This window comes from uncultured Sphingomonas sp. (genome assembly GCF_937859915.1).
Taxonomy (GTDB): Bacteria; Pseudomonadota; Alphaproteobacteria; order Sphingomonadales; family Sphingomonadaceae; genus Solisphingomonas.
This window is the reverse complement of the sequence record NZ_CALMAW010000122.1, coordinates 57,562-82,966: the sequence shown is the minus strand read 5'-3', so window position 1 is coordinate 82,966 and position 25,405 is coordinate 57,562. Positions and strand designations below refer to the sequence as shown.

The window sequence follows — 25,405 nt, the reverse complement described above, 5'->3', positions numbered from 1 at the left end:
GCGCCAGCGCGTCCGCCGCCTCGCCGACGATTGCGGGGATGATCTGCGTGCTGCTGTCCGCGGTGTCGATCCCTGCCAAGGCAAGACGCGCGCGCAGATGGTCGCCATGCGCTGCCAGCGTCGCGCGTGCGGTGTCGAGCCCCGGCACGAGATCGAGCGCGGCGTCGATCGCCCCGAGCATCGCCGGCGGCGGCGCGGTCGAGAAGATGAAGCCGCCGCAGGCGTTGACGAGATAGTCGATCAGCCCGCGGCTGCCCGCAACATAGGCGCCGAAGCCGCCCAATGCCTTGCTGAACGTCCCCATCACGAGGTTCGCGGCACCCGGATGCGCCGCGGACAGTCCGCGTCCCTGCGGGCCGAGCACGCCGGTCGCATGCGCCTCGTCGACATAGAGGAAGGCGTCGTGTGCGCGGGCGAGCGCTGCAAGGCCGGCGATGTCGGCGCGGTCGCCGTCCATGCTGAACACGCTTTCGGTGACGATCAGCCGCGGTCCCGGCGCGTCCCGCTGTTCGTCGAGCAGGCTGGCGAGATGAGCGAGATCATTGTGCCGGAAGCGGATCTGGCGACGACCGGCGGCGCCGGCGTGCAGGCTGGCGTGGATCAGCCGGTCGGTGAACAGCAGCGCATCCGGGACGGGCTTGAGCAGCGCCGCCAGCACCGCCGCATTGCACTGCCATCCCGACGGAAACAGCAGTGCCGCCTCGGTGCCCTTGAACGCGGCGATCTTCGCCTCGACCGCGAGATGGGCGTCGTGCGTGCCGGTCACCAGTCGCGAGGCGCCCGAGCCCGCTCCGTAGCGTGCGCCCCAATCGGCGGCGCGCTCGGCGAGCAGCGGATGCGTCGCAAGCCCGAGATAGTCGTTGCTCGAAAAGTCGACCAGCGTCGCTCCGCCGCGTCGGACCCGCCCGCCCGCCTGCAGCGCGGTCGCGGTCAGGCGGCGGCGTTCGTGGCGGGAATCGATCCGCTCGAGCGCGGCGGCGAGAAAGGTGTCGAGCGCGGCCATGGCGCGGCTGCCTCTAGACCAGCCGGGCGCCCGCCGTCACCCCGTGCCGATCAGACCGGCAGCGCGGCCTTGCCGCCATTGGCATGCTGATAGTGATGCCAGGCGAAGATCGCGGCGGCGCCGCGATAGGGCCGCCAGCGTTCGGCGAGTTCGCGCGTCAGCTTTTCGCTCGGGCGTTCGGCGAGGCCGAGAATGCGGCCGGTCTCGATCTGCACCGCAAGATCGCCCGCCGGCCAGATGTCGGGCCGCCCCTCCGCGAACAACAGGTAGATTTCGGCGGACCAGCGCCCGATCCCCTTGATCCTGACCAGTTCGGCGATCGCCGCCTCGTCGTCCGCGGGCAGATTGGCAAGATCGAGTTCGCCGCTCGCCACAAGGCCCGCAAGGCTGCGGGCGTAGCCGCTCTTCTGCCGCGAGAGCCCGCACGCGCGCAGCGCCTCATCCGAAGCCGCGGACAGCCGGACCGGATCGTGGATGTCCGTCATCGCCGCCGCGAGTCGGCCGTAGACGGCGGCCGCCGACGCGACGCTGACCTGCTGGCCAAGGATCGTCCGCAACAGCGTCGCATAACCGCGCGCCGAAATGCGCGGTTGCGGCAGGCCGACTCGCTCGACACCCCGCGCGAACGCAGGCTCGATCGCGCACAGCGCCGCGATGGCGGCATCCAACTGGTCGGCGGGCAGACCCATGCGACTGGCGATCCTCTTGCGTTTCTTCGGCGTATCGGCTTTGGCCTTAGCTGAAACGCAGGTGTTCCGGAGAGATATTCGATGCCCAAGATGATCGTCGTCACGCGCGAGGGAACTGAGACCACGGTCGAGGGCGAGACCGGCCTCACGGTGATGGAGGTCATCCGCGACAACGGCTTCGACGAATTGCTCGCCCTGTGCGGGGGCTGTTGCTCCTGCGCCACCTGCCACGTCTATGTCGACGACGCCTTCACCGATCGCCTGCCGGCGATGAGCGAGGACGAGAATGACCTGCTCGACAGCTCGGACTCGCGCACCGCGCAATCGCGCCTGTCCTGCCAGATCCCGTTCAACGACGCGCTCGATGGCGTTCGCGTGACGCTCGCCCCCGACGATTGAGCGCGCCTCTTTTCCTCGTCATGCCGGACCCGATCCGGCATCCAGGGCCGCAAGAGCAGCGCGCGAAGCCCTGGATCCCGGATCAAGTCCGGTATGGCGATAGGTTTATCGGCACGGATCGCATGGCGTGGCCGGGTCGAGCCTAGCTCGCCGTCCGCGTCGCCGCCGCATAGAGCGCCACCGCGGCGGCGTTCGAGATGTTAAGGCTCTCTATCTTGGGCGAGATCGGCAGCTTGGCGAGCACGTCACAATGCGCCTGCGTGTTCTGCCGCATGCCTTCGCCCTCGGCGCCCAGCACCAGCGCAAGCTTGCCCGGCTGCCTCGCGTCCTGGAGCAGCACGTCGGTAGGGCCGGTCAGGCCGCCCCGCCAGTATCCCGCGTCCGCCATCTCGTCGAGCGCGCGGGAAAGATTGACGACGCGGATCCACGGCAGCGTCTCGAGCGCGCCCGAGGCGGCGCGCGCCAGCGCTCCCGATTCGGGCGGCGAGTGGCGATCCTGGGTGACGATGCCGAGCGCGTCGAACGCCACCGCCGAGCGCAGCACCGCGCCGACATTATGCGGATCGGTGACCTGATCGAGCACGATGATCGGGCGGCGGTCATCGGGATCGGTGGCGAGCTCGAACAATTCGTCGAGCCATTTGTCGGGCAGCGGATCGGTCTCGAGCACGAGCCCCTGATGCGGTGCGTCGCTGGGCACCATCCGGCCGAGATCTGCGGCCTCGGCATATTGTACAGCGAGGATCGACGGCGCGAGACCGAGGGCTGCGATCGCTTCGTGCGTGCCCCACAGTTTGCGGAGCGTCCGCTCGGGGTTGGCGAGGGCGGCGGTGACGGCGTGGCGTCCCCACAGGCGGGTGCGGCCCCCCGAGGGGGCGCCGGAGGGGCGATGACCTTTGCGCATGATCTGCGCGCTCTTCCACGCGGGTGCGCCTGAGGCAAGCCCCGCTGCGTCGTGACGCACGTCATGTTGACAGGCTTCGCCCCATTCGCCATGGAGCCGCCTCGCCCCGGCGGCCAGCGGCTGGAAGGGTGGCCGAGTGGTTAAAGGCAGCAGACTGTAAATCTGCCCGTGCAAGCGTACGCTGGTTCGAATCCAGCCCCTTCCACCACCATGGCCGCCGGGGCGTAACCACTGCATGATCGGTGTCCGCAGTCTCGTCGGAGTTCCGCGATCTCGCGTCTGGGACACCAACCCAGGCATGGTCTGCGTCGGCAGCTCGATCGCGGAGGCGGGCTGCTTTCAGTAGGCAACCGTCACGATGATGCTGTCGGAATAGGCGCCTGCCGCGACATTCTGCAGCGCGGGCATGTTGGCGTACAGCGGATAGCTCTTCGCGGCACTGCCGAGCGTCAGAGTGTATGAGTCGCTGACGGTGGATGTTCCTGCCGTGCCATCGCCCCAGATCGACGTCATTCCGGCGTTGCTGTAGAGATTATAATTGAGTGGTGTCGCGGTGCCGGTGAGCTTGCGCTGCGCGTAGCTGCCAGCCCCCGCACTCAGCGTGATCGTGTACGAATAGAGCAGGCCGATACCTGCGCATGTCACCGTCACCGACCCCGTCGACGTGTTCGCCGACGAAGACAGCGGGTTGTAGAGGCCGAACGCGACGCCGGACGCACCGGCCGTGCAGGATGCAGCCGACGCCATCGTCGGCGCGAACGCCATCAGCATGGCGGCCAATGCGCATCGATTATAGGCCCGTCCCATCGGCGCTAATCCTTATGTCTGCAGACGAGCGGCCCGACCGTGGGCAGAAGATCATCCTTCGGCAGAGCGGGCACGCTGACGGCGCAATCCCCGGCCTGCTCGTGCACGACAACCGTCAGCCCCGACGATAGGGCGGGTACGAAGATTTCACCATCGAATCCGACGACGCTGGGGTCGTTGTCCGCCGAAAAAGCAACCGCGGTCCCCGGCGCGATCGCTGTTCCGTCGGCATGATGCACGATCAGCGATCCCGCATGGCCTGCCTTGATCCGGAAGTGGGCGCGGACCGCCGAATGCGCCATCGGGGTCACGACCTCCGTCTCGCTCACCATCGTCGCATCGATCTTGAGGTCGTCCGGTTCGATCGAAATCCGATTCTCCTCATAGGGCCGAAGCTGCGATATGATCGCACGGCCCTTGCTGTCGGTCGTGCCGATCGGGCGATTGTCCTGATAGATGTCTACCCCCGGCTGGCCGTCGACGTCGACGAGCGCATAGCCGCCCATCAACTGCCGCGCGGCGAAGACGGAGCCGTCGGCCACCACGAAGCTGCCGCTGGCCAGCAGCCGTCCCGTCGTCTGCCCTTGGTAATGGCTGACTTCGGCGGTCGCCTCGACCGCGGTGTTGCGGTAGGTCAGATCGGCTTCCTGCTGGTCGACATCACCGCGACCGGCGCTCAGCCGATAGCCCCATCCGCTGTCGTTCGGCGGCAGATGCTGCAGGTCGACCCGTTGATTATGCTGGTCGGCGGTCACCGACACCGAGGTCCGCGAACCGAGATTCGCCGTGAAGTTCAGCCCGACGCTGGTCTGCGACCGGCTCGACGTGGCGCGGCTGTTGATCACGAACGCCGAAAGAAAGCCGATGCGCGGGAGCTCGTGGCTGTAGTTGAACGAGATCACCCGGCTGGTCGTGTCGTCGCCACGCTTGATCTGCGCGAGCGCGGCATTGACGCTGCCCCAGCGCTTGATGGTCAGGCCGACGTTCAACTGTATAACCTGTCGCAGTCTATCAGAGGGCTGGTTGTCACCGATCTGGCGATATTTTGCGGTAGCGCCCTGATAGACGGCGCTGAGCAACCAATGGCTGTCGTTGCGCGACAGATAGGCACGATAGAGCGTGCCGACGCCGACTTTGGGCGCATCGGAGACCGCCACCGAGCCGCCCATCTCGCCGAGATTGGCGAGCGTGGTGGAAAGTCCGCCGCCCAGCGATTGCGACCTGGTCGATGCCTCTCCGTGCGTTTCAACGGTCAGATTGGGGGTCAGGCCGCGGCGATAGGTGCCCGAGACGAAAGGCTTCTGATAGTCGAACGACGCGGTGGCGTAGTTCAGCCGCTCGGCGCCGCCTTCGATCGAAAAGTCGGAGAGGCCGGCGCGGAGCATCTGCGTGCTGACGTAGAAGCTCGAGACGATCCGCTGCTCGACGCCGAGCGGATCCTGGACCACCAGCGAGACATGGCCCGTGCCGCCCACCACGGGGACCTGGTTGAGCGAGAAGGGACCCTCGCCGACGGCACCCTGATAGCCCAGCACATCGTTGACATAGAGTTCGACGTTCGAGGGCAAAGCGGCGCGGCCGGCGAAGCTCGGCGTCGGGAAGGTCAGATAGCTGGGTTGCAGGCTGAACTCGGTGCCGTAGCGGATGCCCCCGAAGCGCACCTGCGGCGCCCAGGCGCTGCCACGGGTGATGCCGTCGCCGATCGACAGTCGGCGCATGGTGCCCGGATCGTCATGCGTGAAGCTCGTATCGAGGCGCACGGCCCCCTTGCCGTAAATCGTATTGCCGACGATCATCGTGTTCTCGATGGTGCCGCGGTCGTTGGTGCCGCCCATGTCGAGAAACACCGCGCGCGTGCTGTCGCCGCTGGTGCCTTGCTGCACGGTGAGATTGTAGCTCAGGAAGGCCGATGGGACGACGGGGCTGGTCGTGTGCCGTTCCTGCGGCCGTCCCGAGAGCGCCGTGTCCTCGAAACTGTCCACTGGCGCGCTGAGGCGAAGGACCTGCCGGGCGGCATCGATCGAGAAGCGGAGGCCGGGTACGGCCGACAGGGGAAGGAAGGTCTCCCCTGCGATCGTCTGGAGGGGCACGACCGGCGTACGCAGGCGGTAGCGCCGCACATCGTCCGCGCGGATCATCAGCTGGCCGCTCGACAGCGTCAGCTCGGTCGTGTCCAATTGGTCGCGACCGTTCAGCTCGACTCCGACGATCGCAATCCCGCCCTGGGTGATGCCGAGCGATCGCAAGGCGTCGCGGGGCACCGCGCTGGCGTCCTCGCCCATGCCAAGCGACGGCACCCCTGCTGCGTCGGCGGCCGCGATGGCAGGCGCAGCCCAAGCCATCGCCGTCGCAACAACGAGGGCGGGAAAGGAACGCATCGCGGATTGTAACCGTCAGCTGGCGGGCGGTGCGGCGCCCGGATCGGCGCGGAGATCGGCCGTCATCGGGCCCTGGTCCGTGTCGATGCGGACATGATAGGTGGTGCCGGCAACAAACGGACTCGCCGCGTGGACATCGATTTCGCGCGTGATGCCGGGCAGGGCATAGAAATTGCCCTTCGCGGTCGCGATCGGCGGCTTGGACATGCTGTCCGCGGCAATCTGGACGGCCGTGATCTGGACATGGACGCTGCCGCCATTGCGGGCGATCAGCGTGGCCCCCGCCGCGGTCGGACGGAGCGCCCATCGCATCGTCGTCGTCGGCTGGGCGGCCGGTACGAACAATGGAATGCTGATCCGCAAGAGGGTCTTGATGCCGTTGACCTCGGGCGCGGACCGCGGGAGCTCCTGAAGAATGACGCGGTAGCTGCCCTCGATGGGAAGCGACGCGGTGCGAAGGCCGAAGCGGATGATCTGCTGGTCGGCATGCTTGACGGTGAAGATCGCCGGATTGGCCAGCACGTCGCGCGTGGGATCGAGCCGGTCGGTGCCATCGGGATTCTGGCTCCAGCGAAATACGGACAGCTGATATGTCGTGTCGCTGGCGTCGGGATTGGTCGCGTACAACACCGTCGACGGCATGGCCGTCGTCAGCCCCAGCCGGGTCGGCATGATCTGAAGCTGGCCCGCCTGTGCCTGTCCGACCGCGCCGGACAGCGCCGTCGCGGCAAACATGGTCAACGACAGGCGGTGGAGGCGCCTAGAAGACAAAGGTTGTGTAGCCGTCATCCATCTGTTCCCCAAAGCTCGCGATCGGACTCTTCCGGGCTTTTCCGGCCAGCACGGCGTCGCCGTTCCCACGCGGCGCGCTGACCAGCGGATCGCTCGCGCAATTGGCCGCCGCCCATTGCGACGTCGTCAAAGTGCCGACCGTACAATCGTCGATCACCTGGACGCCGATCTGCATTGCCATATGGTCCCGCACCGACGTGTTCGCGGGCATCGTCGCGGCGATGAGGCCGGTGCCGAACAGGAGGACGGCGAGAGGCCGGGGCGCGCCGCGACCCAACCCCCGATCGCCAAGCTTTCGCCGGACCGACGTCCACATCGTTCGCCGGGTCACGACCGTGTCAATACGTCAGGGTAACGTTCACGGTGTCCGTATACGAGCCGGCGAAAGCATTCTGAGACGCGGGGATCGAGCCGTATACGGTGAGGTTCTGCGCCGCGCCGCTGCCCGTGCCAGCCACGGTGTTCGTACCGACCGTATCACCCCAAACGGTGGTGGCCGCGGCATTGCTGTAGAGCGAATAGTTGAGGGTGTTCGAGCCCGATGTCAGCTTGCGCGTGGCGATCGTTGCGCCGGTGCCACCGCCGGCGCTCAGGCTTACCGTGTATGTCGTGCCGTTGGTACATGTGACGGCCAGCGTCGTCGTCGCATTGGTCGCCGACGAGGCGGCCGGCGAATAGGTGCCGAAGGCCAGCGGCGATGCGGAAACGCCGCAGTTGGCAAGGACGTTGGCGCTCACTGCGATGGTTGCCGTGGCCGTGGCAGCGTCGGCGCTGGTCGCCATTCCGCCGGCTGCGAGCGCCAAAGCGACCAGACCAACGGCAGTTGCCTTTACAAAATGACGCATCGACTTGTCCCTCGTAAGTAAGCCGGACGTCGCTATTCTCGACGAACTGGCTTCTGATGAGGGTACGAAAGACCGCCAAACTATAATCAAATCTAAATGCGCCGCGCCCAGTCTATCGGACACTACCAAGGTCTAAGGCTCGGTCGACCGATAGGCGCTTCCTCGCCCGCTTACGGGGCGACGATCCGCCGCCATTGTCCGACGAACAAGCATAGGCCGGCGTCGAACGCGCGGGCGGCGCGGATACGCCGGCCTTGGCACACGCGCTTACGCTTGCTGTCGATGCCAGCCGCGCGTGCGACTGCTACGCCGTCAGCGCGGTCAACGTCTCGATCACCCTTTGCCGCGTCGCCGGGTCGCGGGTGACCTCGAGCATGGCGGTCAGGCTGCGCCGACCGGCTGGAATATCCTCGTCCATCAGTTCCAGCCGGGCGCGATGCCACCAGGCGTGGCCGTCGTCGGGCGCGAAGGTGGTGATGCGCTCGTACAAAGTGAGCGCACGGCGCCCCTTGCCGGTCGCTTCGGCTCGCGTCGCCTGGTTGAGCAGCAACCGGGACAGGATCGCGCGGTTGGGCATCGTTGCGACGTGGCGCACCGCGGGCGCGGCATCCTCGCTCATCGCGGCGACCAGCGCGGCCAGGCTCTCCGGATCGACGACGACGCCGGCGCGGAACGGGTCGACTACGACCGGGGCCGCATCGCCGCCGATCAGGACGAGGACATGACCCGGCACGTCGAGCGCATCGGCGACCCAGCCGAGCCGCCGAGCAACCGCGACGTAGAGGATCGACAGGCTGACGGGCAGCCCGCGACGGCGATCGATGACGCGGATGAGGTCGGCATTGTCGGGATCGTCATAGGTGTCGCGATCGCCGACGAAGCCGAACTCGTCGCCGAGCACCTGCGCCAGCAGCGCGGCGCGCGTCTGGGGGCTCTCGGCATCGATCCCGGTTTCGGCCAACCGCGTGACGATGTCGTCGATCATCGCCTGGTAAGGCGCAAGGTCGGTGCCGGGATGGTCGATGCCGGCGAGCGCCAGCGCGGCGTCGTCGAGCATCAGCTCTTCGTCGTCGATGAGGCCGAGCTCGGTGATCTGATCGTTCATGCGCCTAAGATGGGCATTCGTCCGGAGCGCGCAACGGTCCGCGCGGTGACGAGGCGATCATCGCTTGGGCGGGGCCGCCGCGACGGATTTGGGCCGGTAGAAGATATGCGTGCTGACCTTGGCGATCTTATCCAGCGAGTCGCTCCACCACGGCACGACCCAGTCGGTATGATAGTGGGTGGCGGTACCGACGGTTGCGAACACCGCGCCGGACAAAGCGTGACGCGCCCTGGCGCGCGCGTCGGGCCAGCCGGCGGTCTCGGGCCGCCGCTTGAGCGAACCATCGCAGGCGAAGGAGAATTGGCAGACGCCGCCAGGCACCGCGCCTTGGTAGACGACGCCGCAGACGGTCTTCGGATAGCCCGGGCGGCGCACGCGGTTGAGCACGACCTGCATGACCGCCCGCTGGCCACCGACGTCGTCGCCGGTCTCGTAGAGCGCGGCGGTGGCGAGGCAGTCGATCGCCTGCTCGCGCGCCGCCGGCGTGCCGTGAAAGATGAAGCGCGCGGCGGGTCTGACCGGCCCGGCAACGAAGGGGATCGCGGCGTTCGCGGCGCGCGCCTCCGCCATCGACAATCGAGGCCGGTGGTGCGTCTGGCGATCGCGGGACAGGCGTTCGATGGCGACGATCAGCAACAGACCGGCGAGGATCGCGAGCAGAGCGAGCAGCAGCCTGGGGGTGGCGGCCCCGCGGCATCGGGTCCGACGGCGGCGACGACGGGGAGGAGAGGATGCGGGCCGCTTCGCCATGGCCGTCGCCCTAGCGCGGCGGAGCCGGCGTTCAAGCGACAAGATGAAGCGTGCGATCGACTTGCAGCGATCGAGAACCTTTCGTTTACGCAATGCCGCCTAAGGCGGCGCGATGACCTTGTGTCGCCCCCTTCCGCCGAGCGCATGTCGCGATTCCTTCGGGCGTCGGATTCCGTACGCGACGGCCGGATCGCGGGAATGATCGCGATTCGGCCTGCCTTTGCGTTTCGTCGCCTGCGCTCGCGGCTGTCGGTTTTCTATGTCGGACTGTTCGCGGTCGCGATGCTCACGATTTCGGGCGCGCTGGCGCTTGTGGTCCAGCATTATGCCGAAGCGCAGGTTCGCCGCGAGCTGAGTGCGAGCGGCATCGTCTTCGATCGACTCTGGGAGCAGCAGACCGCGCAGCTGCGCGACAGTGCCGGGCTGCTTGCGCGCGATTTCGGGTTCCGCGCGGCGGTGGCGACGCACGATGCGGAGACGATCGATTCGGCGCTCGCCAATCTCAAGGCACGGCTCGGGCTGCGCATGGCGTTCATCGTCAATGTCGACGGCACGGTGACCGGCATCGATGACGCGGGCCTTGCGCGCCAGGCCGCGACATTGGCTGGCGAACTCGACGACAATGTCACCGCGGGCGTGGTGACGCTGGGCGGCCAGCCGCGTCATATCGTCGCCGCGCCGATTCTGACGCCCGCGCTTAGCGGATGGGTGGTATTCTCGGGTGATCTCGGCCGGGCGGAAATGCGCGGCCTCGAGAAGCTTTCGGCGATTCCGCTGTCGGCCGCGGTCTATCAGCGCGGTGGCGACGGCCGGTGGCATGCCGCCGACGCCGGAGACGGCGTCCGCGACCGCATCGCCGGGCGCTTTATCGATCGCCGGCTAGCCCGCGGATTGCCCGCCGCCTTTGATGGGCCGACGGGCAAGTCGATCGCGCTTGCCAAGATCCTGCCGACGATACCGGGCGCGCCGCAGGCCGTATTGTTGCTGCAATATCCGATCGCGCAGGCGCTCGCCGCCTACCGACCGTTGCAGCTGGCGATCGCGCTGTTCCAGTTGCTCACCTTCGGGCTCGTCCTGTTCGCGACCTTGCGCATCGCGCGCTCGATCACGCAGCCGATTGCGCTGCTCGACAAGGCCGCGCGCCGCCTCGCCAATGGCGAGACGACGACCGTGACCGTCAGCGGCCGCGACGAGATTGCGCGGCTGGCGACGACGTTCAACCGCATGGTCGGCGAGATCGCCGAGCGCGAGCGGCGGATCACCCATCTCGCCTTCAACGACGTGCTCACCGGCCTGTCCAACCGCGCGCTGTTCCACGAGCATCTCGACCATCAGCTGCGGCTCGCCGAACGCCGCCAGGGTGCGATCGCGCTGTTGTGCCTCGATCTCGATCACTTCAAGGCGATCAACGACACGCTCGGTCATCCGATCGGCGACGAATTGCTCAAGCTGGTCGCGCAGCGTCTCGTCGAAACGGTCGACGACGCCTTCGTCGCGCGGCTCGGCGGCGACGAGTTCGTCGTCGTGCTGTGGCTCGACGAGGGCGCGGCGGGGATCGAGCAGATCGAGGCGCTGAGCCGCCGGCTGCTCGACGTGCTCGCCGCGCCCTGTCGGATCGCCGGGCACGACATCGCAACGAGCGCCAGCATCGGCATCGCGCTGTCGTCGACGGATGGCGCGGCGGCCGAGACGCTGCTGCGCAATGCCGATCTCGCGCTGTATCGGGCGAAGGAGGCCGGACGAGCGGGCTATTGCTTCTACGAGCCCTCGCTCAACGCACGCGCGCAGGCGCGTCGCGCGATCGAGATCGACCTACGCGGCGCGATCGATCGGAGCGAGTTCCGGCTATATTTCCAGCCGCTGTTTGATCTCGCCAGCGATCGCATCAATGCGTTCGAGGCGTTGATCCGCTGGGAGCATCCGACACGCGGGCTGGTGATGCCGCTCGACTTCATTCCGATCGCTGAAGAAACCGGGCTGATCGTGCCGATCGGCGCCTGGGTGATGCGGGAAGCCTGTCGGCAGGCGATCACCTGGCCCGACGATATCAAGGTGGCGGTCAATGTCTCTTCGGTGCAGTTTCGTCGCCCCGGACTCGCCGAGACGGTGATGGAGGCGTTGCAGTCGAGCGGGATCCGGCCCGGCCGTCTCGAAGTCGAGATCACCGAATCGATCTTCCTCGACAGCACCGACACGACGCTGACGCTGCTGCACGCGCTCCGCGGCCTCGGCGTCCGCGTCGCGCTCGATGACTTCGGGACGGGCTATTCGAGCCTGAGCTACCTCCAGAGCTTCCCGTTCGACAAGATCAAGATCGATCGCTCGTTCATCATCGGGCTGCTGACGCGCCAGGGGGCGGGGGCGATCGTCAAGGCGATCACCGATCTCGCCGCGGCGCTCGGCATGGAGACGACCGCCGAGGGCGTCGAGGACCATGGCCAGCTCGCCGCGCTGCGGCTGCATGGCTGTTCTTCGGTGCAGGGCTATCTGTTCAGCCGCCCGATCGCCGCGCCCGACGTCCGCGCGATGCTCGCGCGCGACGATGATTTCGGGGCGGTCGCGGCGTAAGCGCCGATCGGCATCCAGAGGTCTTCGTCGTCCCGGCGAAAACCGGGACCCATGGACGGCGACACATCTTTGTCCGAGCGTGCCGTCAGCAACGGGCGGCGGTGCCAGCCCGCGAATGCAGGGCCCGGCCAGCGAACAGGCCGTGTCAATGGATCCCGGCTTGCGCCGGGACGACGGCTGGAATCGGTGCGATCGGCCCCGAGGCGATCGACCGCCGTCGCCTACCATGTCTTGATCAGCGTGAAGCGCGCCGACCGCGGTTCGAGCGGATGGACCTGGAAGCCGGTGACGCCCTGCGCGGGTTCGCCGGGCAGGCGGCTGGTGTAATAAAAGTCGGCGGCATCGTCCGTGCGGTCGAACAGGTTGAAGATCCCGACCCGCAGCGCCCAGCCGCGCGGAAAGGCGTAGCCGACATCGAGGTTGACCTCGCTGTAGCCGGGATCGGTCGGATATTTGTCGCCGTCGCTCAGCCGATGCGTGCCGAGCCGCCGCCATTGCAGGCTTCCCGACCAGGTCCCGAGCCCGTCGACAAGGATGCCGGCCGAATAGATGAAGTCGGGCGCGTCGGCGATATAGGACCCGGCGAGGCCGAAGGCGGCGAGGTCGCCGGTGCGGTAGCGCGGCCGCGAGAAGGCGAGATCGGTGTTGAGCTCGAGCCAGCGGAACGGGTGATATTGCGCCGAGACCTCGACGCCCTTGCGGCGGCTGGGCGCGCCCGCCTCGTCCTGCCCGATGTCGGGATTGTAGACCAGCTCGGAGCCGAAATCCTGCTGGAAGAGCGCGAGCTGGAGCATGACCTTGGGGATGATGTCGGTGCGCAGCCCGATCTCCTCGCCCTTGGTCCGGGCCAGCAGCGGGGTGGGGCCGCCGGCGAGCGGAATGCCTTCGCCGGGCACCGTGCCGAACACGCCGCGGACGTCGTCCGAATGGAAGCCGCGGCCGTAGCTGACATAAAGCTCGGTCCTCGCCCACGGGCCGAGGATCAGGCTGCCCTTGGGCTGGAACAGCCATTGATGGCCACGCCCGCCGCCGTCGGCGGTGGGGCTGGCGTCGGTGGCGTGATAATAATCTTCGCGCAGTCCGGCCACGGTGCGCAGCCACGGGGTCCAGCGCAGCGTGGTCTGCACATAGGGTGCGATGTCGAGCAGATGCACCCGGTCCGCAGTGCAATAGCCGCCGACCGCTGGATAGGGCAGCGCCGGCCCGTCCGCCTGCTCGAGCTCGCAATAGGTCAGGACGGTGGTGCGATCGCGCGTGTGGCGGCGATCGACGAAGACACTGTCGTAGCGACCCTGGATGCCTACCACCGTGTCGCTCTCGATCGCGCCGAAGGCGTGGTGGAGCGAATAGTGCGCGGTCCCGCCCAGCGTCGTGCGCGTCTCGTCCTGCTGCTCCTGGTCGCCGTTGACCGGATCGTCGAGATAATGGGTGAAGTCGTTCCACAGCGTCATCGTCGAGCGGATGCCGTAGAGGCTGACCGCAAGCTGACCCGGCCCGACCGGCTTGTCGACATGCGCGGACAGGCTGTAGCGCTGCGAGCGGCTGGCATCGGTCGGGTCGAGCGTGCCGAAGCGGCCGATCAGCCCGGCGTCGATCGCGCGCTGCGGCTGGTCGGTGATGAGCAGGCCCGCGCTCTTGTAGAACAGACCCGTCAGGCTCGCGCCGTCGCTGCTCGTGCCCTCGCTGTAGCGGAGCGCGGCGTTGACCTTCCGGAAATCCTGCCCCGGCTTCCACGGTCCGTCATAATGGCCGAGCTCGATCGCGCCGAGCAGGCGCCGGTCGCCGGCAAGATGCGCAGTGCCGCCGCCGAACAGCGACTGAAAGCCCTCGGTGCCGACGGTCGCCATCATCTCGGTCGGGATCGCGTCGGCGAGCCGGGTGTGGGACGAGGCGACCGAGCCGAAATCGCCGATCTCGGCATAATAGGGACCCTTGGTATAGTCGATCCCGCCGACGATCTGCGGGATCAGGAAGGACAGGTCCGAATAGCCCTGGCCATGCGTGTTGGTCGGGCGGTTGACCGGCATGTCGTCGACGAAATTGGCGAAGTCGGTGCCATGGTCGAGATTATAGCCGCGGATCAGATATTGGTTGGCCTTGCCCTCGCCCGAATGGACGGTGACGACGAGCCCCGGGATGCTCTCGAACAGCTGACCGGGGCGGTAGATCGGCCGCAGCGCGATCTCCTTCTGCGTGATCGCGCCCTGGCTGGCGGTCGACGCCTTGCCGAGCAGATCGACGCGCGAGGCGGTGACGACGATGGCGGCAGCGTCGGGCGGCGGTGCATCCTCCGCCAAGGCGGGGACGAGGGGCAGGGTGGCGAGAAGCACGGAGAGCCAGCGGACCTGGAAAGCCGAGCGCGGCGCATTGTGATGACACATGAAAAGACCCATCCGGCGCCGGGGCAACGTCGGGCCGGGGCCTGCCGCGGTGCGGTGGCGCGCGGGACCCGGCGGGCGCCTGCACCCGATCCCTGACGCCGAGCGGCCCCCGCCGCTCGTGACGTCGCTCGACCGGACAAGTCCGTGCCTCGGCCATCCCCTGGACCAGGCATGAGCGACCAGACGCTGGCAGGTCTCCTGGCTTGCGGGTCGTCGCACGATGCATGGCCTTCCCAGGCCCCGCATGACTTAGCGTCCGGCCCAGTGGCTGCCCCCTCTCGGCTGAAGGGAGCGATATGCAGCGCGCTCGCCGCTTACAGTTGCAGGGACAGCCCCGGCATCGGGCGCAAAGCCCTCACCGCGTTCCCTATTAAGCCCCTCGCGGGGCACCAGCGCGATCTGCCGGGCCGGCGCGAGCCGATCCGACTGCCGGAGCGTAAGCGATAATCGCGCTGCCCACAATCGCGCGCGGATGGCGTATCCGATATCTGGCAGGCGAATTATGGCGATGGAACCGATTTGCTATTGCGAGTCCCTCGCATCAAACCTAGGAGGCGCGCCAAGACCAGAACCAAGGGACACCGTAGATGCTTCGATCTTTTGCGCGCGCCAGCCTCCTGAGCGGCGTAGCCCTCGCGATGCTGACGCCGTTCGCTGCCGCGCAGGCCGCCGATGCCGCTGCTGCGTCCAATGGCGACGAGATCGTGGTCACGGGCGACAAGCCGGTCACCGTCGCATTGTCCGCCACCAAGACCAACGTTCCGATTGCCGAGACACCGCAGTCGATCAGCGTGATCGACGCTTCCGAGGTCGCAAAGCTCGGTCTGCAGAACCTCAACCAGGCGCTGCGTTACGTCGCCGGCGTGACCCCCGAGACGCGCGGCGCCGACGCCGAGGTCTATGACCAGTTCACGCTGCGCGGCTTCGCGGCCCCGGTCTTTCTTGACGGTCTCAAGGAATTTACCAGCGCGACCGGCTATGCTCAGCAACAGGTCGACGTCTCCCGGCTTGACCGGATCGAGATCCTGAAGGGGCCATCAGGGGCGCTCTACGGGCAGTCGGGGCCGGGGGGGCTGGTCAACGAGCAGAGCAAGCTGCCCCTCGATCGCAGCTTCTACGGCGCGGTCTCTGGGACCTACGGCAATTACAATCTCTATCGGGTCGACGGCGACGTCGGCGGCCGCGCCGGGCAGAACATCCTGTGGCGCGTCTATGGCAGCGCCAATGGCGCCGATACGCAGCAGACCTATGGTACGCGCGCGCGGCAGACCGTCTCCGGTGCGGTCACGCTGGGTACCGGCACGCCGACCAGTTTCACGATCCTCGGCAATTATTCGCACGATCCGCGCAACGGCGACTATGGCGTCGATCCCGCGCTCGGCACGCTGATCGCCAACCCGGCCGGCACGATCTCGACGCATTTCTACGGCGGCGAGCCCGGCGATTTCTTCAGCCGCTCGCAGGCCAGCCTCACCTATATCTTCAAGCATGATTTCGGCAGCGGCTGGGCGTTCCGCTCGTCGGGCCGCTACCAATATGTCCATAGCGATCTGGGCATCGTCTACACCAGCGGCGGCCCGGCGGAGGCCATCGCCGCACCGACCGTCTACAGCCGCGCCTCCTATGCGACGCGCGAGCAGCTCAACGACTGGACGTTCGACAACCAGTTGACCGGCCAGTTCGACACCGGACCGCTGCACCACACTGTCTTGCTGGGTGTCGACCGCCAGGTCGCGCACTCGGCCGAACTGTATAAATTCGGCCCGGCGACCAACATCGACGTGTTCGATCCGGTCTATGGTACGATGCCGACACCCGCGAATCCGGCTTCAGTACCCGACTATCCGGGATTTCCCGCCGTGCCGGCCTTCGTGGAGACGCATACCCGCCAGCAGGGCATCTATGCGCAGGACCAGATCTCGCTCGGTGGGCTTCGCCTGTTGCTCAGCGGTCGGCAGGATTGGGCACGGCAGACGCTGGCTACCGAAATCCAGCACAACCAGAAATTCACCTACCGGGTCGGCGCGCTCTACGTCACGCCGATCGGTCTTTCGCCCTATGTCAGCTACTCGACCTCGTTCGAGCCGCAGGCGCAGCAATTGGCGAGCGGCGGCCTTGCCGATCCCTCGCTCGGCAAGCAGTTCGAGGCCGGTCTCAAATATCAGGTCCCGGGTACGCCGATCCTGCTCACCGGCGCGTGGTTCCACATCGATCAGACCAATGTGCTGTCGAGCAATCCCATCACCTTCCTCGCCTTCCAGGCCGGCAAGGTGCGCTCGCGCGGCGTCGAGATCGAGGCGACCGCGCCGCTGCCTTATGGCTTCAGCACCAAGATCGCGTTCAGTCGCCAGGCCGTGAAGGTGCTCGAGGACGTCGCCCAGCCGGCGGCGGTCGGCCATGGCCTCGATTCGGTCGGCCGCGGCGGCGTCACCGCCTATCTCGACTGGTCGCCCAAGTCGGGCCGGCTGGAAGGCCTCACCGTCGGCGGCGACGTCCGTCATGTCGACAGCGTCTATGCGGACTTCTACACCGATCCGGTGACGCTCGCGAGCAACCCGGTCCGCACCCCGGCGGCGACCTTGTTCGACGCGCTGCTCCGCTTCGATCTCGGTGCGGCGAACCCGCGCCTCAAGGGGCTGACGGTCGGGATCAACAGCACCAACCTGTTCGACAAGAAGTATCTGACCAGCTGCCTCGCCCAATATAGCTGGTGCTGGTACGGCCAGCGCCGCACGGTGCAGGGCACGATCGGCTTCAGCTGGTAGTGGCAGCCCGCACCGTCACGCCGCGCTACCGTCTCGCCGTCGCGTCGCGGCTCGTCGCGGCACTGGCGGGGGGCTATGGCGTGGCGGCGCTGGTCGCGATCGCGGGCGCCTGGGCGTTGCCGATGCGCCGTATCGATGCGGCGACGGCGGGTCTGATCGCGGCGATGCTGGCGCTGCCGATGGCGGCGATGGGCTGTTTCTGGGCACGGAGCGCGACGCGCGCCTGGGCGGGCATTTTGGTCTTCGCCGCGTTGTTCGGCGGGATCGCGGTCGCGGGCGGCTGGCGACCGTGAAGCCGGGTTTCCGCCCGTCGATGACATGGCTGCACGACTGGTCGGGGCTGGTCATCGGCTGGTTGCTCTTCGCGATCGCGCTCGCCGGCACGCTCAGCGTGTTCCGCGAGGAGATTGGCGACTGGGCGCGCCCGGAAGCCAGCTGCTGCGTCACCGACAGCGTGGCGGCGGGAACCGCGGCTGTGCGGTGGCTCTCCGTGAACGCCGCCACGTCGCCGACCTGGTATGTCCAGCCGGCCGACGCGCGATCGACGACGAGCTATGCGGTCTGGTCGGACCCGAGGGCGGGCTATGTCCAGAAATGGCTGGATGCGCGCAGCGGCAGCCCCGAACGGATCCGCGACACGCTCGGCGGCGACTTCTTTTACCGGCTCCACTTCGAACTTGAACTTCCCTATCCGTGGGGGCGCATCCTGTCGGCGTCCGCGGCGCTGGCGATGCTGCTGGCGTTGCTGACCGGGATCGTCGCGCACCGGCGCATCTTCGTCGACTTCTTCACCTTCCGACCGCGCAAGGGGCAGCGCAGCTGGCTCGACGCGCATAATCTGCTCGCGGTGACCGCGCTGCCCTTCCATCTGATGATCGCCTTCACCGGCGCGTTGACGCTCGCCCAACTGATCATGCCCTGGGGGCTGCAATCGGCCTATCGCGGCGACCAGGCCGCGCTCAGCCGCGACCTCTACCCCGCGACGCTCGACCGTCCGGCCGCCGGTCGCGCCGCGCCGCTGGCGCCGATCGGTCCGATCCTCGCCGAGGCCGAGCGGCGCTTCGGCGGCGGCCTGCTCCAGTTCAGCGTCGCGCATCCGGGTGACGCCGCCGCGGTGGTGACGGTGGTGCGCGCCGAGGACGCGCGCATCGGCGTCCAGGCCGAGACGCTGAGCTTCGACGGGCCGAGCGGCCGGCTGATCGCGGCGCATGACGAGCATCGCCCGGCGATCGCGACCTATGATGTTCTCTATGGGTTGCACACCGCGCGCTTTGCCGGCGTGGCGATCCGCTGGCTGTATTTCGTCTCGGGACTGGCGCTTACCGCGATGATCGGCGCCGGGTTGCTGCTGTGGACCGCCAAGCGCCGTCGCCATCGCGACGATGTGGGAATCAGGTTCGTCGAGCGGCTCAATCTCGGCTTCGTCGCCGGCACCCCGATCGCGTTCGCCGCCTTCTTCCTTGCCAACCGCCTGCTGCCGACCACGCTTGCGCACCGATCCGACTGGGAAGTGCGCGCCATGTTCTGGACCTGGGGCGCGATATTGGTGTTCGCGGCGCTTCGCGCGCCGCGGCGGTGCTGGAGAGAGCTTTTGACGCTCGCGGCCGTGATGTGCGCGGCGATAGCGGTAGCCGACATCGCGGCCGGCATCGCGCTCTCGGCGACATGGGCGGTCGATGCCGTGGCGATCGTGCTGGCAATGCTGTTCGCCGCTGCGGCAGTGATCGTTGGTCGGCAGCAAGCGCCCATCCGCGCCATGCGCAGGCGGGTCATGGCATGATCATGGCGTCGGTCGTCGCGATGCTCGCGATCATGCTGATCGCGGGCGGCACGCCGCGGCAGGCGGCGGAGCTGTTCGGCGGTCGTCTCGACCGCAGTCGCCGGCGCGCGCTGAGACTGACAGGCGTCGTCTTGCTCGCGGGGTCGTTCGGCATCGCGCTGATCGACGACGACCGCGCCCGGCATGGGATTGCGTGGATCGGGACGCTCGGCGTCGAGTCGCTGGCGGTCGCGCTCATACTGACACTGCGGGCCAATCGCGCGAAGCATTGATCGCGGATCCGGCTAGCTGGCTGAGAAGGCTCGCGATCGGCTCTGGTCTCGCCTGCGAGTGAACGATAAGGGCGCGTCGCGCGTCTGTGGAAGTGAAATGACCGACAGCTTTGCCATCGACCCCACTGCCGCGGGTCTCCCTGACGCGATGACGGCAGCCGGCGGGCGGCTGACGATTGATCTTGCCGCGCTGCGTGCCAATTACGCGCGGCTCGCCGCCCGCGCGGCACCGGCCGAATGTGCCGCGGTGGTCAAGGCGGATGCCTATGGCCTTGGCATCGCCCGCGTCGTCCCGGTGCTGCGCGCCGCGGGATGCCGCAGCTTTTTCGTCGCAACCGTCGACGAAGCGCTGGCGCTTGCCGGTCTGCTCGGCGGTGACGACATTCTCTATGTCCTCAACGGCGTTCCTGCGGGGGCGGAGGCGATGCTCGCCGCGCACGGCGTGATCCCGGTGCTCAACACGCTCCGCGAGGCGCGGCGGTGGCAGGCATTCGCGCAGGATGCGGGTCGGCCGCTGCCCGCGGCGCTCCAGCTCGACAGCGGCATGTCGCGGCTGGGCGTCGCGTGCGACGAGGCGGAGACACTGGCCGAGGACCCCGCGTTTCGCGCCGCCGTTCCGCTGCGGCTGATCATTAGCCATCTCGCCAGCGCCGACGCCTCGGCCGACAGCGCCAATGCCGACCAATATGCGCGTTTCGCCGCGACCGCCGCTCGCTTTCCCGGCGTTCCGCGCTCGCTCGCCAATTCGGCAGGCATATTTCTCGACGAGCGCTTCCGCTTCGATCTCGTGCGGCCCGGCATCGCCCTCTATGGCGCGCAGCCCGCCGACGTCGATCATCGCGATGCCGTGTCCCCCGTGGTCACGCTCGAGGCGCGCGTGCTGCAGATCCGCGACGTGCCCGTGGGCGCGGGCGTCGGCTACGGACTGACCTTCGTCGCAGCGCGGCCGAGTCGGCTGGCGACGCTCGGAGTCGGCTACGCCGATGGCTGGCCGCGCCGGCTGGGCGGAATCGGGGCGGCGTGGTTCGGCGGGCGGACCCTAGCGATCGCCGGGCGCGTTTCGATGGACAGTATGACGATAGATATCACAGATCTTGCCGACGGGGCGCTCGGCGAAGGCGACTGGGTCGAGCTGATCGGCCCCCACCGGCCGATCGAAATGGTGGCACAAGAGGCGGACACGATCTCCTACGAACTGCTGACCTCGCTCGGCCGGCGCTATCAGGTCGTCGCGACCGGCGCCGACGGCGTCTCGGCATGAAGATCGCGGTGCTCGGCGGCGGCGTGATCGGCGTCACCACGGCCTATTATCTGGCGCGCGAAGGCCATCAGGTCACCGTCATCGAGCGTCAGCCCAGCGTCGCGCTGGAGACGAGCTTCGCCAATGCCGGCGAGATCTCGCCCGGCTATGCCTCGCCCTGGGCGGCGCCGGGCGTCCCCGCAAAGGCGATCGGCTGGCTGCTTGCGCAGCATGCCCCGCTGATCCTGCGGCTGCGCCCCGATGCGACGATGGTCGGCTGGCTGGTTGCGATGCTGCGCAACTGCACCGCGGCGCGCTATGCGATCAACAAGGACCGCATGGTCCGCTTGGCCGAATATAGCCGCGACGCGCTGATCGCGCTGCGCGGCACTGAGGCCATCGACTATGACGGCCGCGCGCTCGGCACGCTGCAGGTGTTCACCAAGTCCAAGCAGCTCGACGGGGTCGCCAAGGATGTCGACGTGCTGGCCAAGGGCGGGGTGCCCTACGAGGTGCTCGACCCCGCCGGCTGCGTTGCCGCCGAACCCGGTCTCGCCGGCGCGCTGGACAAGATCGTCGGCGGGTTGCGGCTGCCCAATGACGAGACCGGCGACTGTTTCCTGTTCACCAGCGCGCTGGCGGCGATCTGCCAGGACATGGGCGTCGCCTTCCGCCTCGACACGACGATCAGTGCGATCGAGACCGAGGGCGGACAGGTCAGCGCGGTGCGGACCGACAAGGGGCCGATCGAGGCGGACCGCTATGTCGTCGCGCTCGGCAGTTTTTCACGCGCGCTGGTGGCGCCGCTCGGGCTTCGCCTGCCGGTCTATCCGGTGAAGGGCTATTCGATCACCGTGCCGATCGTCGAGGAGAGCCGCGCGCCGATCTCGACGCTGATGCACGAGACCTACAAGATCGCGATTACCCGGCTGGGCGACCGCATCCGCGTCGGCGGCATGGCCGAGATCTCGGGCTACACCACCGATCGCCCCGACGTGCGCCGCGCGACGCTGATCCACGCGCTCGAGGATTTCTTTCCCGGCGCCGGCGATCATCGCGACGTACCCTTGTGGAGCGGCCTGCGCCCGATGACCCCCGACGGCCCGCCGATCGTCGGCGCGACCGGGCTCGCCAATCTGTTCCTCAACACCGGCCACGGCACGCTCGGCTGGACGATGGCCTGCGGATCGGGGCGGCTGCTTGCGGACCTGATGAGCGGCAAGCCGCCGGAGATCGCGTTCCATGATCTGTCGCTGGAACGGTACCGCTAGGACGTCGTCCCCTTCCTCTTCGGGGTCGTATCAGCGCAGCGCGAACTGGATCGCGATCAGCGAGCAGGCGGCGTCACGCTGCAGATGCACTATGGGAAGCGCCGCGCTGGTCAGCGCCTGGTCGTCGGTGGCGATGGTGAAGCCCAGGATCGCGGCGCGATCGGGATCGACCGCGACACCGATCGGCACCGGCAGATAGGTGAACCAGTCGCGCGACCGATTACCTAAAGGGGGTTTGCCGAACACACGGCCGAGTGAGGCCAGCGGATCGCCCGCCTCGACGGTCGCGAAGCGCAGGAGCGGCCCGGTGCGCGCGTCGATCTCGACGTTGTTGGCAGTGGCGGAGGATGTGGCGCCCACCGGGCAGGCGAACCCGTCGATGCGCGCACCGGGCGCCGTGTCGATCGCGACGAGCGTGCCGTCGTCATAGAGCAATTTGGTCAGACGGAGCCGCGCGCGGCCATTTTGCACCGGCGCGTCGGGCATCGCCGAAAAGGCGTGCAGCGTCGCATGGAAGACGCGATGAGGCCCGGGCATGGTGGTCGATCGGTCGGTGGTGGCGACGGGACGGCCGATCCGCTGCTCGACCGCCGCCTCGCGCATGCCGAGCGCGATCGGCCCGATGCGCCAGCACGGCGCGGCGATATCGGCGGCCGGCCGCCCTGCGACGGCGCTTTTGAATTGGATCCGGCACAGCGCGTCGTCGGGCGACGTCGGCTGGCGCGGCGGGGCCGCAGCGGCGGACGCCGCCGTGAGCAGGGCCAGCAGGATCGCGACAGTCTTCACCGAATCGCTCCGTGGACGCGTCACCAGCATATCCGGCACCGTCCGCCGCGAAAGCGCTTATTGCGCCACCGTCTCCCAGCCGCCGCCGAGTGCCTTGTAGAGCGAGACCAGCGCGATCTCGACGCGGGCATTGGCGCGCGCCCCCGCATCCTGGCTCTGCAGCAGCGCGGTCTGCGCCTGGATCACGTCGATGAACGTCGTGACCCCCTCGGCATATTGCTGCTCGGCCGCCCTGAGCGCGCGCGCGTCCGCCTGCGTCGTCGTCAGCGTGTCGGCCTGCGCGTGCTGGGCCTCGGCATAGGCGGTGAGCGCATTGTCGACGTCGTGCCACGCCTGCAGCACCACCTTGCGATACTGGATCGCGGCTTCGCGCTGCTGCGCCTTGCGCAGCTTGAGCGTGCCCTTGAGCCGCCCGCCCTCGAAGATCGGCAGGTCGACCGTCGGCCCGACCATGAACACGCGCGACGCCCAGTCGAACAGCGTGCTGGTCTTGAGGCTCTCGAAGCCGAAGCTGCCCGACAGCGAGATGTCGGGATAGAAGGATGCGACCGCGACGCCGGTCTCGGCGGTCGCGGCATGGAGATCGGCCTCGGCCTCGCGGATGTCGGGGCGGCGGCGCATCAGTTCGCCGGGCAGGCCGACCGGGACGATTGGTGGGACCGGCGGCTGGACCGCGGGCCGGGTCAGCTCGTCGAGTAGGCTGCGCGGCGGCTCGGCGAGCAGCAGCCCGATCGCGTTGATCATCTGCGCCTGCTGCGACCGCAATGTCGGCAGATCCTGCGCGATCGTCGAGGCCTGCGCCTCGGCCTGCGCGAGGTCGAGCGTGGTCGCGACGCCGTTGGCGAATCGGTTGCGCACCAGGGCGATGCGCTTTTGCGACAGCGCCAGATTGTCGCGGACGAACGCCTCTTCGCGCTGGAGCTGGCGCAGCTGCATATAATCCTGCGCCAGCTCGGCGATCGCCGACAATGCGATGCCGCGCCGCGCCTCGATCGCGGCCTGGGTCTGCGCGCCGGCGGCCTCGACCGCGCGGCGGACGCGGCCGAACAGGTCGAGCTCCCAGCCGGCGCTGACCATCGGCTGGAACAGGTTGAACGCGAGCGGCGCGCCCGGCGCCGGCGTGACCAGCGAGGGCGTGCCGTTGAGGCTCTCGCGCTCGCGGGTATATTTGGGGGTCGCATCGATGTGCGGCAGGCCCTGCGACGCGGCGACGTCGCGTTGCGCGCGCGACTGCGCGATGCGCTCGGCGGCGCTCTGCAGGTCGAGATTCTGCTTGGCCAGCCGGTCGACCAGCGAGCTGAGCTCGGGATCGCGGAAATTGGTCCACCAGGCCGTATCGACCTCGCCGCCATAGGTGCGGCTGGGGACGTTGGTGGGTTCGGCGCCGTACGCGCTAGGCGAGTCGATCTTGGGCCGCTCGAAATTGGGGCCGACGGTACAGCCCGCGAGCAGCAGCAGGGGAGCAAAGCGCTTGAGCAACCCCCACGGGGAGGGAGACGTCACTGCGGCGCCACCACTTGGCCGGGCGCCGCCCGCCGGTGCGCCGCCGCGACGTCGTCGAGATGCGTGTCGACGATCGTTTCCACCGACATGCCGATCCTGAGCAGCCGGGCGAGCGGCTGGTTGGGATAGGGCACGATCTTGACCGGCAGGCGCTGGACGATCTTGGTGAAATTGCCCGTCGCATTGTTGGGCGGGATCGGCGACAGCGCGCCGCCCGAGGCCGCGGGCAGGCTCTCGACATAGCCGTCGAGCCAGACGTCATAGGCGTCGAGATGGATGCGGACATGCTGGCCTGGATGCATGTGGCGCAGCGCGATCTCGCGGTAATTGGCCTCGATATAGGCCTGGTGCAGCGGCACGACGATCATCAGCGCGCCGCCCGGGCTGACGAAATTGCCGAGCTGGACGCTGCGCTGGTCGACGACGCCGTCGATCGGGGCCGTGATGCGCGTGTAGGACAGGTTGAGCCTGGCCTGCTCGATCTGCGCCTGGTCCGCCTGGACCTTGGCAAGCGCCGTCGTGCGGTTGGCTTTCAGCGCATCGAGCTGGTGGCGCGCCGCGTCGAGATCGGCCTCGGCCGATTCGAGCGAGGCGCGGTCCTGCGCCTGGGTGGCGTCGGCCTGCTGGTGCTGCTGGACGGTGCCCGCGCCGGTCGCGGCGAGGTTGGCATAGCGCCGCTGATCCGCGTTCGACAGGCCGAGCTTGGCGCGCGCGGCATCGACCTGCGCCTGCGACTGGCGGATGATCGAGGGTTGGCGCGACACCTGCGCGCTCGCCTGATCGACCTGCGCATGGTCGGCCGCCAGCGCCGCCTCGGCCTGGTCGAGCGAGGCGCGATAGTCGCGGTCGTCGATCGTGACGAGCAATTGCCCGCGGCGGACGTTCTGATTGTCGTCGACATGGATGCCGGAGACCTGACCCGAGACACGCGGCGCCACCATCGCATAATGCGCGGTGACATAGGCGTCGTCGGTCTTCACCTTGGCGCGCGGCAGGAAGATGATCAGCAGTACGACGATCACGAAGACCAGCACCACGACGCCGGCGAGGACCCACGGCCAGCGCGCCGACCGCGCCTGCTTCTCCTGCTCGCGCTTGTCGTGCTCCTCCTGCTGCTTCTGCTTCTCGTCGTCGGGTTTGTCGGTGTCGTCGTCGGCCATATGCCCC

Annotated in this window: 21 protein-coding genes, 1 tRNA gene, 1 pseudogene and 1 riboswitch; of the genes and pseudogenes, 9 read left to right on the top strand and 14 right to left on the bottom strand. The window is 68.0% G+C overall.

The genetic code is table 11. The annotated features are described in order from the left end of the window. On the bottom strand, positions 1-1,003 hold a 1,003-nt coding region (locus Q0326_RS16625), incomplete at its 3' end, for an aminotransferase class I/II-fold pyridoxal phosphate-dependent enzyme (RefSeq protein ID WP_298692604.1). 50 nt (positions 1,004-1,053) lie between these two features. Then, positions 1,054-1,692, bottom strand: a complete 639-nt coding sequence (locus Q0326_RS16620) for a DNA-3-methyladenine glycosylase 2 family protein (RefSeq protein WP_298692602.1) — start codon at positions 1,690-1,692, stop codon at positions 1,054-1,056. Between the two features lie 81 nt (positions 1,693-1,773). Here Q0326_RS16620 and Q0326_RS16615 point away from each other — a divergent pair, with 81 nt between their 5' ends. Beyond that, complete coding sequence (locus Q0326_RS16615) at positions 1,774-2,091, top strand: 2Fe-2S iron-sulfur cluster-binding protein (protein ID WP_298692600.1); 318 nt, start codon at positions 1,774-1,776, stop codon at positions 2,089-2,091. 142 nt (positions 2,092-2,233) lie between these two features. Here Q0326_RS16615 and Q0326_RS16610 read toward each other — a convergent pair whose 3' ends face one another. Then, entirely contained in the window at positions 2,234-2,995 is a 762-nt protein-coding gene (locus Q0326_RS16610; RefSeq protein WP_298692598.1) for an RNA methyltransferase, read from the bottom strand. A 122-nt stretch (positions 2,996-3,117) separates the two neighbouring features. Between Q0326_RS16610 and Q0326_RS16605 the strand changes: the two genes are divergently transcribed. Continuing rightward, positions 3,118-3,203: transfer RNA gene (locus Q0326_RS16605), tRNA-Tyr, on the top strand. 131 nt (positions 3,204-3,334) lie between these two features. Here the strand turns inward: Q0326_RS16605 and Q0326_RS16600 are convergent. The 7 genes from Q0326_RS16600 to Q0326_RS16570 form a co-directional block, all read right to left on the bottom strand. Continuing rightward, complete coding sequence (locus Q0326_RS16600; protein WP_298692614.1) at positions 3,335-3,766, bottom strand: spore coat U domain-containing protein; 432 nt, start codon at positions 3,764-3,766, stop codon at positions 3,335-3,337. Between the two features lie 41 nt (positions 3,767-3,807). Continuing rightward, complete coding sequence (locus Q0326_RS16595) at positions 3,808-6,099, bottom strand: fimbria/pilus outer membrane usher protein (RefSeq protein WP_298692596.1); 2,292 nt, start codon at positions 6,097-6,099, stop codon at positions 3,808-3,810. A gap of 96 nt (positions 6,100-6,195) precedes the next feature. Beyond that, a complete protein-coding gene (locus tag Q0326_RS16590) occupies positions 6,196-6,915 on the bottom strand; it encodes a fimbria/pilus periplasmic chaperone (RefSeq protein WP_298692612.1) in 720 nt (239 codons plus the stop codon). 25 nt (positions 6,916-6,940) lie between these two features. Further along, on the bottom strand, positions 6,941-7,303 hold the full coding sequence (locus tag Q0326_RS16585) for a hypothetical protein (RefSeq protein WP_298692594.1): 363 nt from the start codon (positions 7,301-7,303) through the stop codon (positions 6,941-6,943). 7 nt (positions 7,304-7,310) lie between these two features. Then, complete coding sequence (locus tag Q0326_RS16580; RefSeq protein WP_298692592.1) at positions 7,311-7,817, bottom strand: spore coat U domain-containing protein; 507 nt, start codon at positions 7,815-7,817, stop codon at positions 7,311-7,313. A gap of 304 nt (positions 7,818-8,121) precedes the next feature. Next, complete coding sequence (locus Q0326_RS16575; RefSeq protein ID WP_298692590.1) at positions 8,122-8,922, bottom strand: transglutaminase-like domain-containing protein; 801 nt, start codon at positions 8,920-8,922, stop codon at positions 8,122-8,124. A 57-nt stretch (positions 8,923-8,979) separates the two neighbouring features. Further along, complete coding sequence (locus Q0326_RS16570; protein WP_363304291.1) at positions 8,980-9,672, bottom strand: cell wall hydrolase; 693 nt, start codon at positions 9,670-9,672, stop codon at positions 8,980-8,982. Between the two features lie 198 nt (positions 9,673-9,870). Here Q0326_RS16570 and Q0326_RS16565 point away from each other — a divergent pair, with 198 nt between their 5' ends. Next, positions 9,871-12,240 (top strand): EAL domain-containing protein, encoded by a 2,370-nt coding sequence (locus Q0326_RS16565; RefSeq protein WP_298692587.1) that lies wholly within the window; start codon positions 9,871-9,873, stop codon positions 12,238-12,240. A gap of 221 nt (positions 12,241-12,461) precedes the next feature. Here Q0326_RS16565 and Q0326_RS16560 read toward each other — a convergent pair whose 3' ends face one another. Continuing rightward, positions 12,462-14,621, bottom strand: a complete 2,160-nt coding sequence (locus tag Q0326_RS16560; protein ID WP_298692585.1) for a TonB-dependent receptor — start codon at positions 14,619-14,621, stop codon at positions 12,462-12,464. A gap of 170 nt (positions 14,622-14,791) precedes the next feature. Then, positions 14,792-15,030, bottom strand: a riboswitch (cobalamin riboswitch). 178 nt (positions 15,031-15,208) lie between these two features. On the opposite strand from Q0326_RS16560, the gene Q0326_RS16555 reads away from it, so the two are divergent. The 6 genes and pseudogenes from Q0326_RS16555 to Q0326_RS16530 all read left to right on the top strand — a co-directional run bounded on the left by Q0326_RS16555 (position 15,209) and on the right by Q0326_RS16530 (position 21,949). Further along, positions 15,209-17,386 carry a TonB-dependent siderophore receptor gene (locus Q0326_RS16555; protein WP_298692583.1) on the top strand — a complete coding sequence of 726 codons (2,178 nt, stop codon included), beginning with the start codon at positions 15,209-15,211 and terminating at the stop codon, positions 17,384-17,386. After that, complete coding sequence (locus Q0326_RS16550; protein ID WP_298692581.1) at positions 17,386-17,679, top strand: DUF3649 domain-containing protein; 294 nt, start codon at positions 17,386-17,388, stop codon at positions 17,677-17,679. Before Q0326_RS16555 ends, Q0326_RS16550 begins: the two co-directional genes overlap by 1 nt. After that, positions 17,676-19,166, top strand: a complete 1,491-nt coding sequence (locus Q0326_RS16545; protein ID WP_298692579.1) for a PepSY-associated TM helix domain-containing protein — start codon at positions 17,676-17,678, stop codon at positions 19,164-19,166. The genes Q0326_RS16550 and Q0326_RS16545 overlap by 4 nt, the downstream gene beginning before the upstream one ends. After that, the gene (locus tag Q0326_RS16540; RefSeq protein WP_298692577.1) at positions 19,163-19,438 is read left to right on the top strand and encodes a DUF3325 family protein; all 276 of its coding nucleotides are present in this window, start codon (positions 19,163-19,165) and stop codon (positions 19,436-19,438) included. The genes Q0326_RS16545 and Q0326_RS16540 overlap by 4 nt, the downstream gene beginning before the upstream one ends. A gap of 97 nt (positions 19,439-19,535) precedes the next feature. After that, a pseudogene (gene alr, locus Q0326_RS16535) lies at positions 19,536-20,609 on the top strand (alanine racemase); the annotation flags it as partial. After that, positions 20,561-21,949 carry a D-amino acid dehydrogenase gene (locus tag Q0326_RS16530; RefSeq protein ID WP_298692610.1) on the top strand — a complete coding sequence of 463 codons (1,389 nt, stop codon included), beginning with the start codon at positions 20,561-20,563 and terminating at the stop codon, positions 21,947-21,949. The pseudogene alr and the gene Q0326_RS16530, both read left to right, overlap by 49 nt. A gap of 30 nt (positions 21,950-21,979) precedes the next feature. Here Q0326_RS16530 and Q0326_RS16525 read toward each other — a convergent pair whose 3' ends face one another. From Q0326_RS16525 to Q0326_RS16515, 3 genes are read right to left on the bottom strand one after another with little or no spacing between them, the layout of a single operon-like run. Beyond that, positions 21,980-22,735 (bottom strand): hypothetical protein, encoded by a 756-nt coding sequence (locus tag Q0326_RS16525; RefSeq protein WP_298692575.1) that lies wholly within the window; start codon positions 22,733-22,735, stop codon positions 21,980-21,982. Positions 22,736-22,792: 57 nt separating this feature from the next. Then, entirely contained in the window at positions 22,793-24,238 is a 1,446-nt protein-coding gene (locus Q0326_RS16520) for an efflux transporter outer membrane subunit (protein WP_298692574.1), read from the bottom strand. Next, positions 24,235-25,398, bottom strand: coding sequence for an HlyD family secretion protein (locus tag Q0326_RS16515; RefSeq protein WP_298692572.1), 1,164 nt, complete (start codon positions 25,396-25,398; stop codon positions 24,235-24,237). The genes Q0326_RS16520 and Q0326_RS16515 overlap by 4 nt, the downstream gene beginning before the upstream one ends. Between the last annotated feature and the right edge of the window lie 7 nt (positions 25,399-25,405).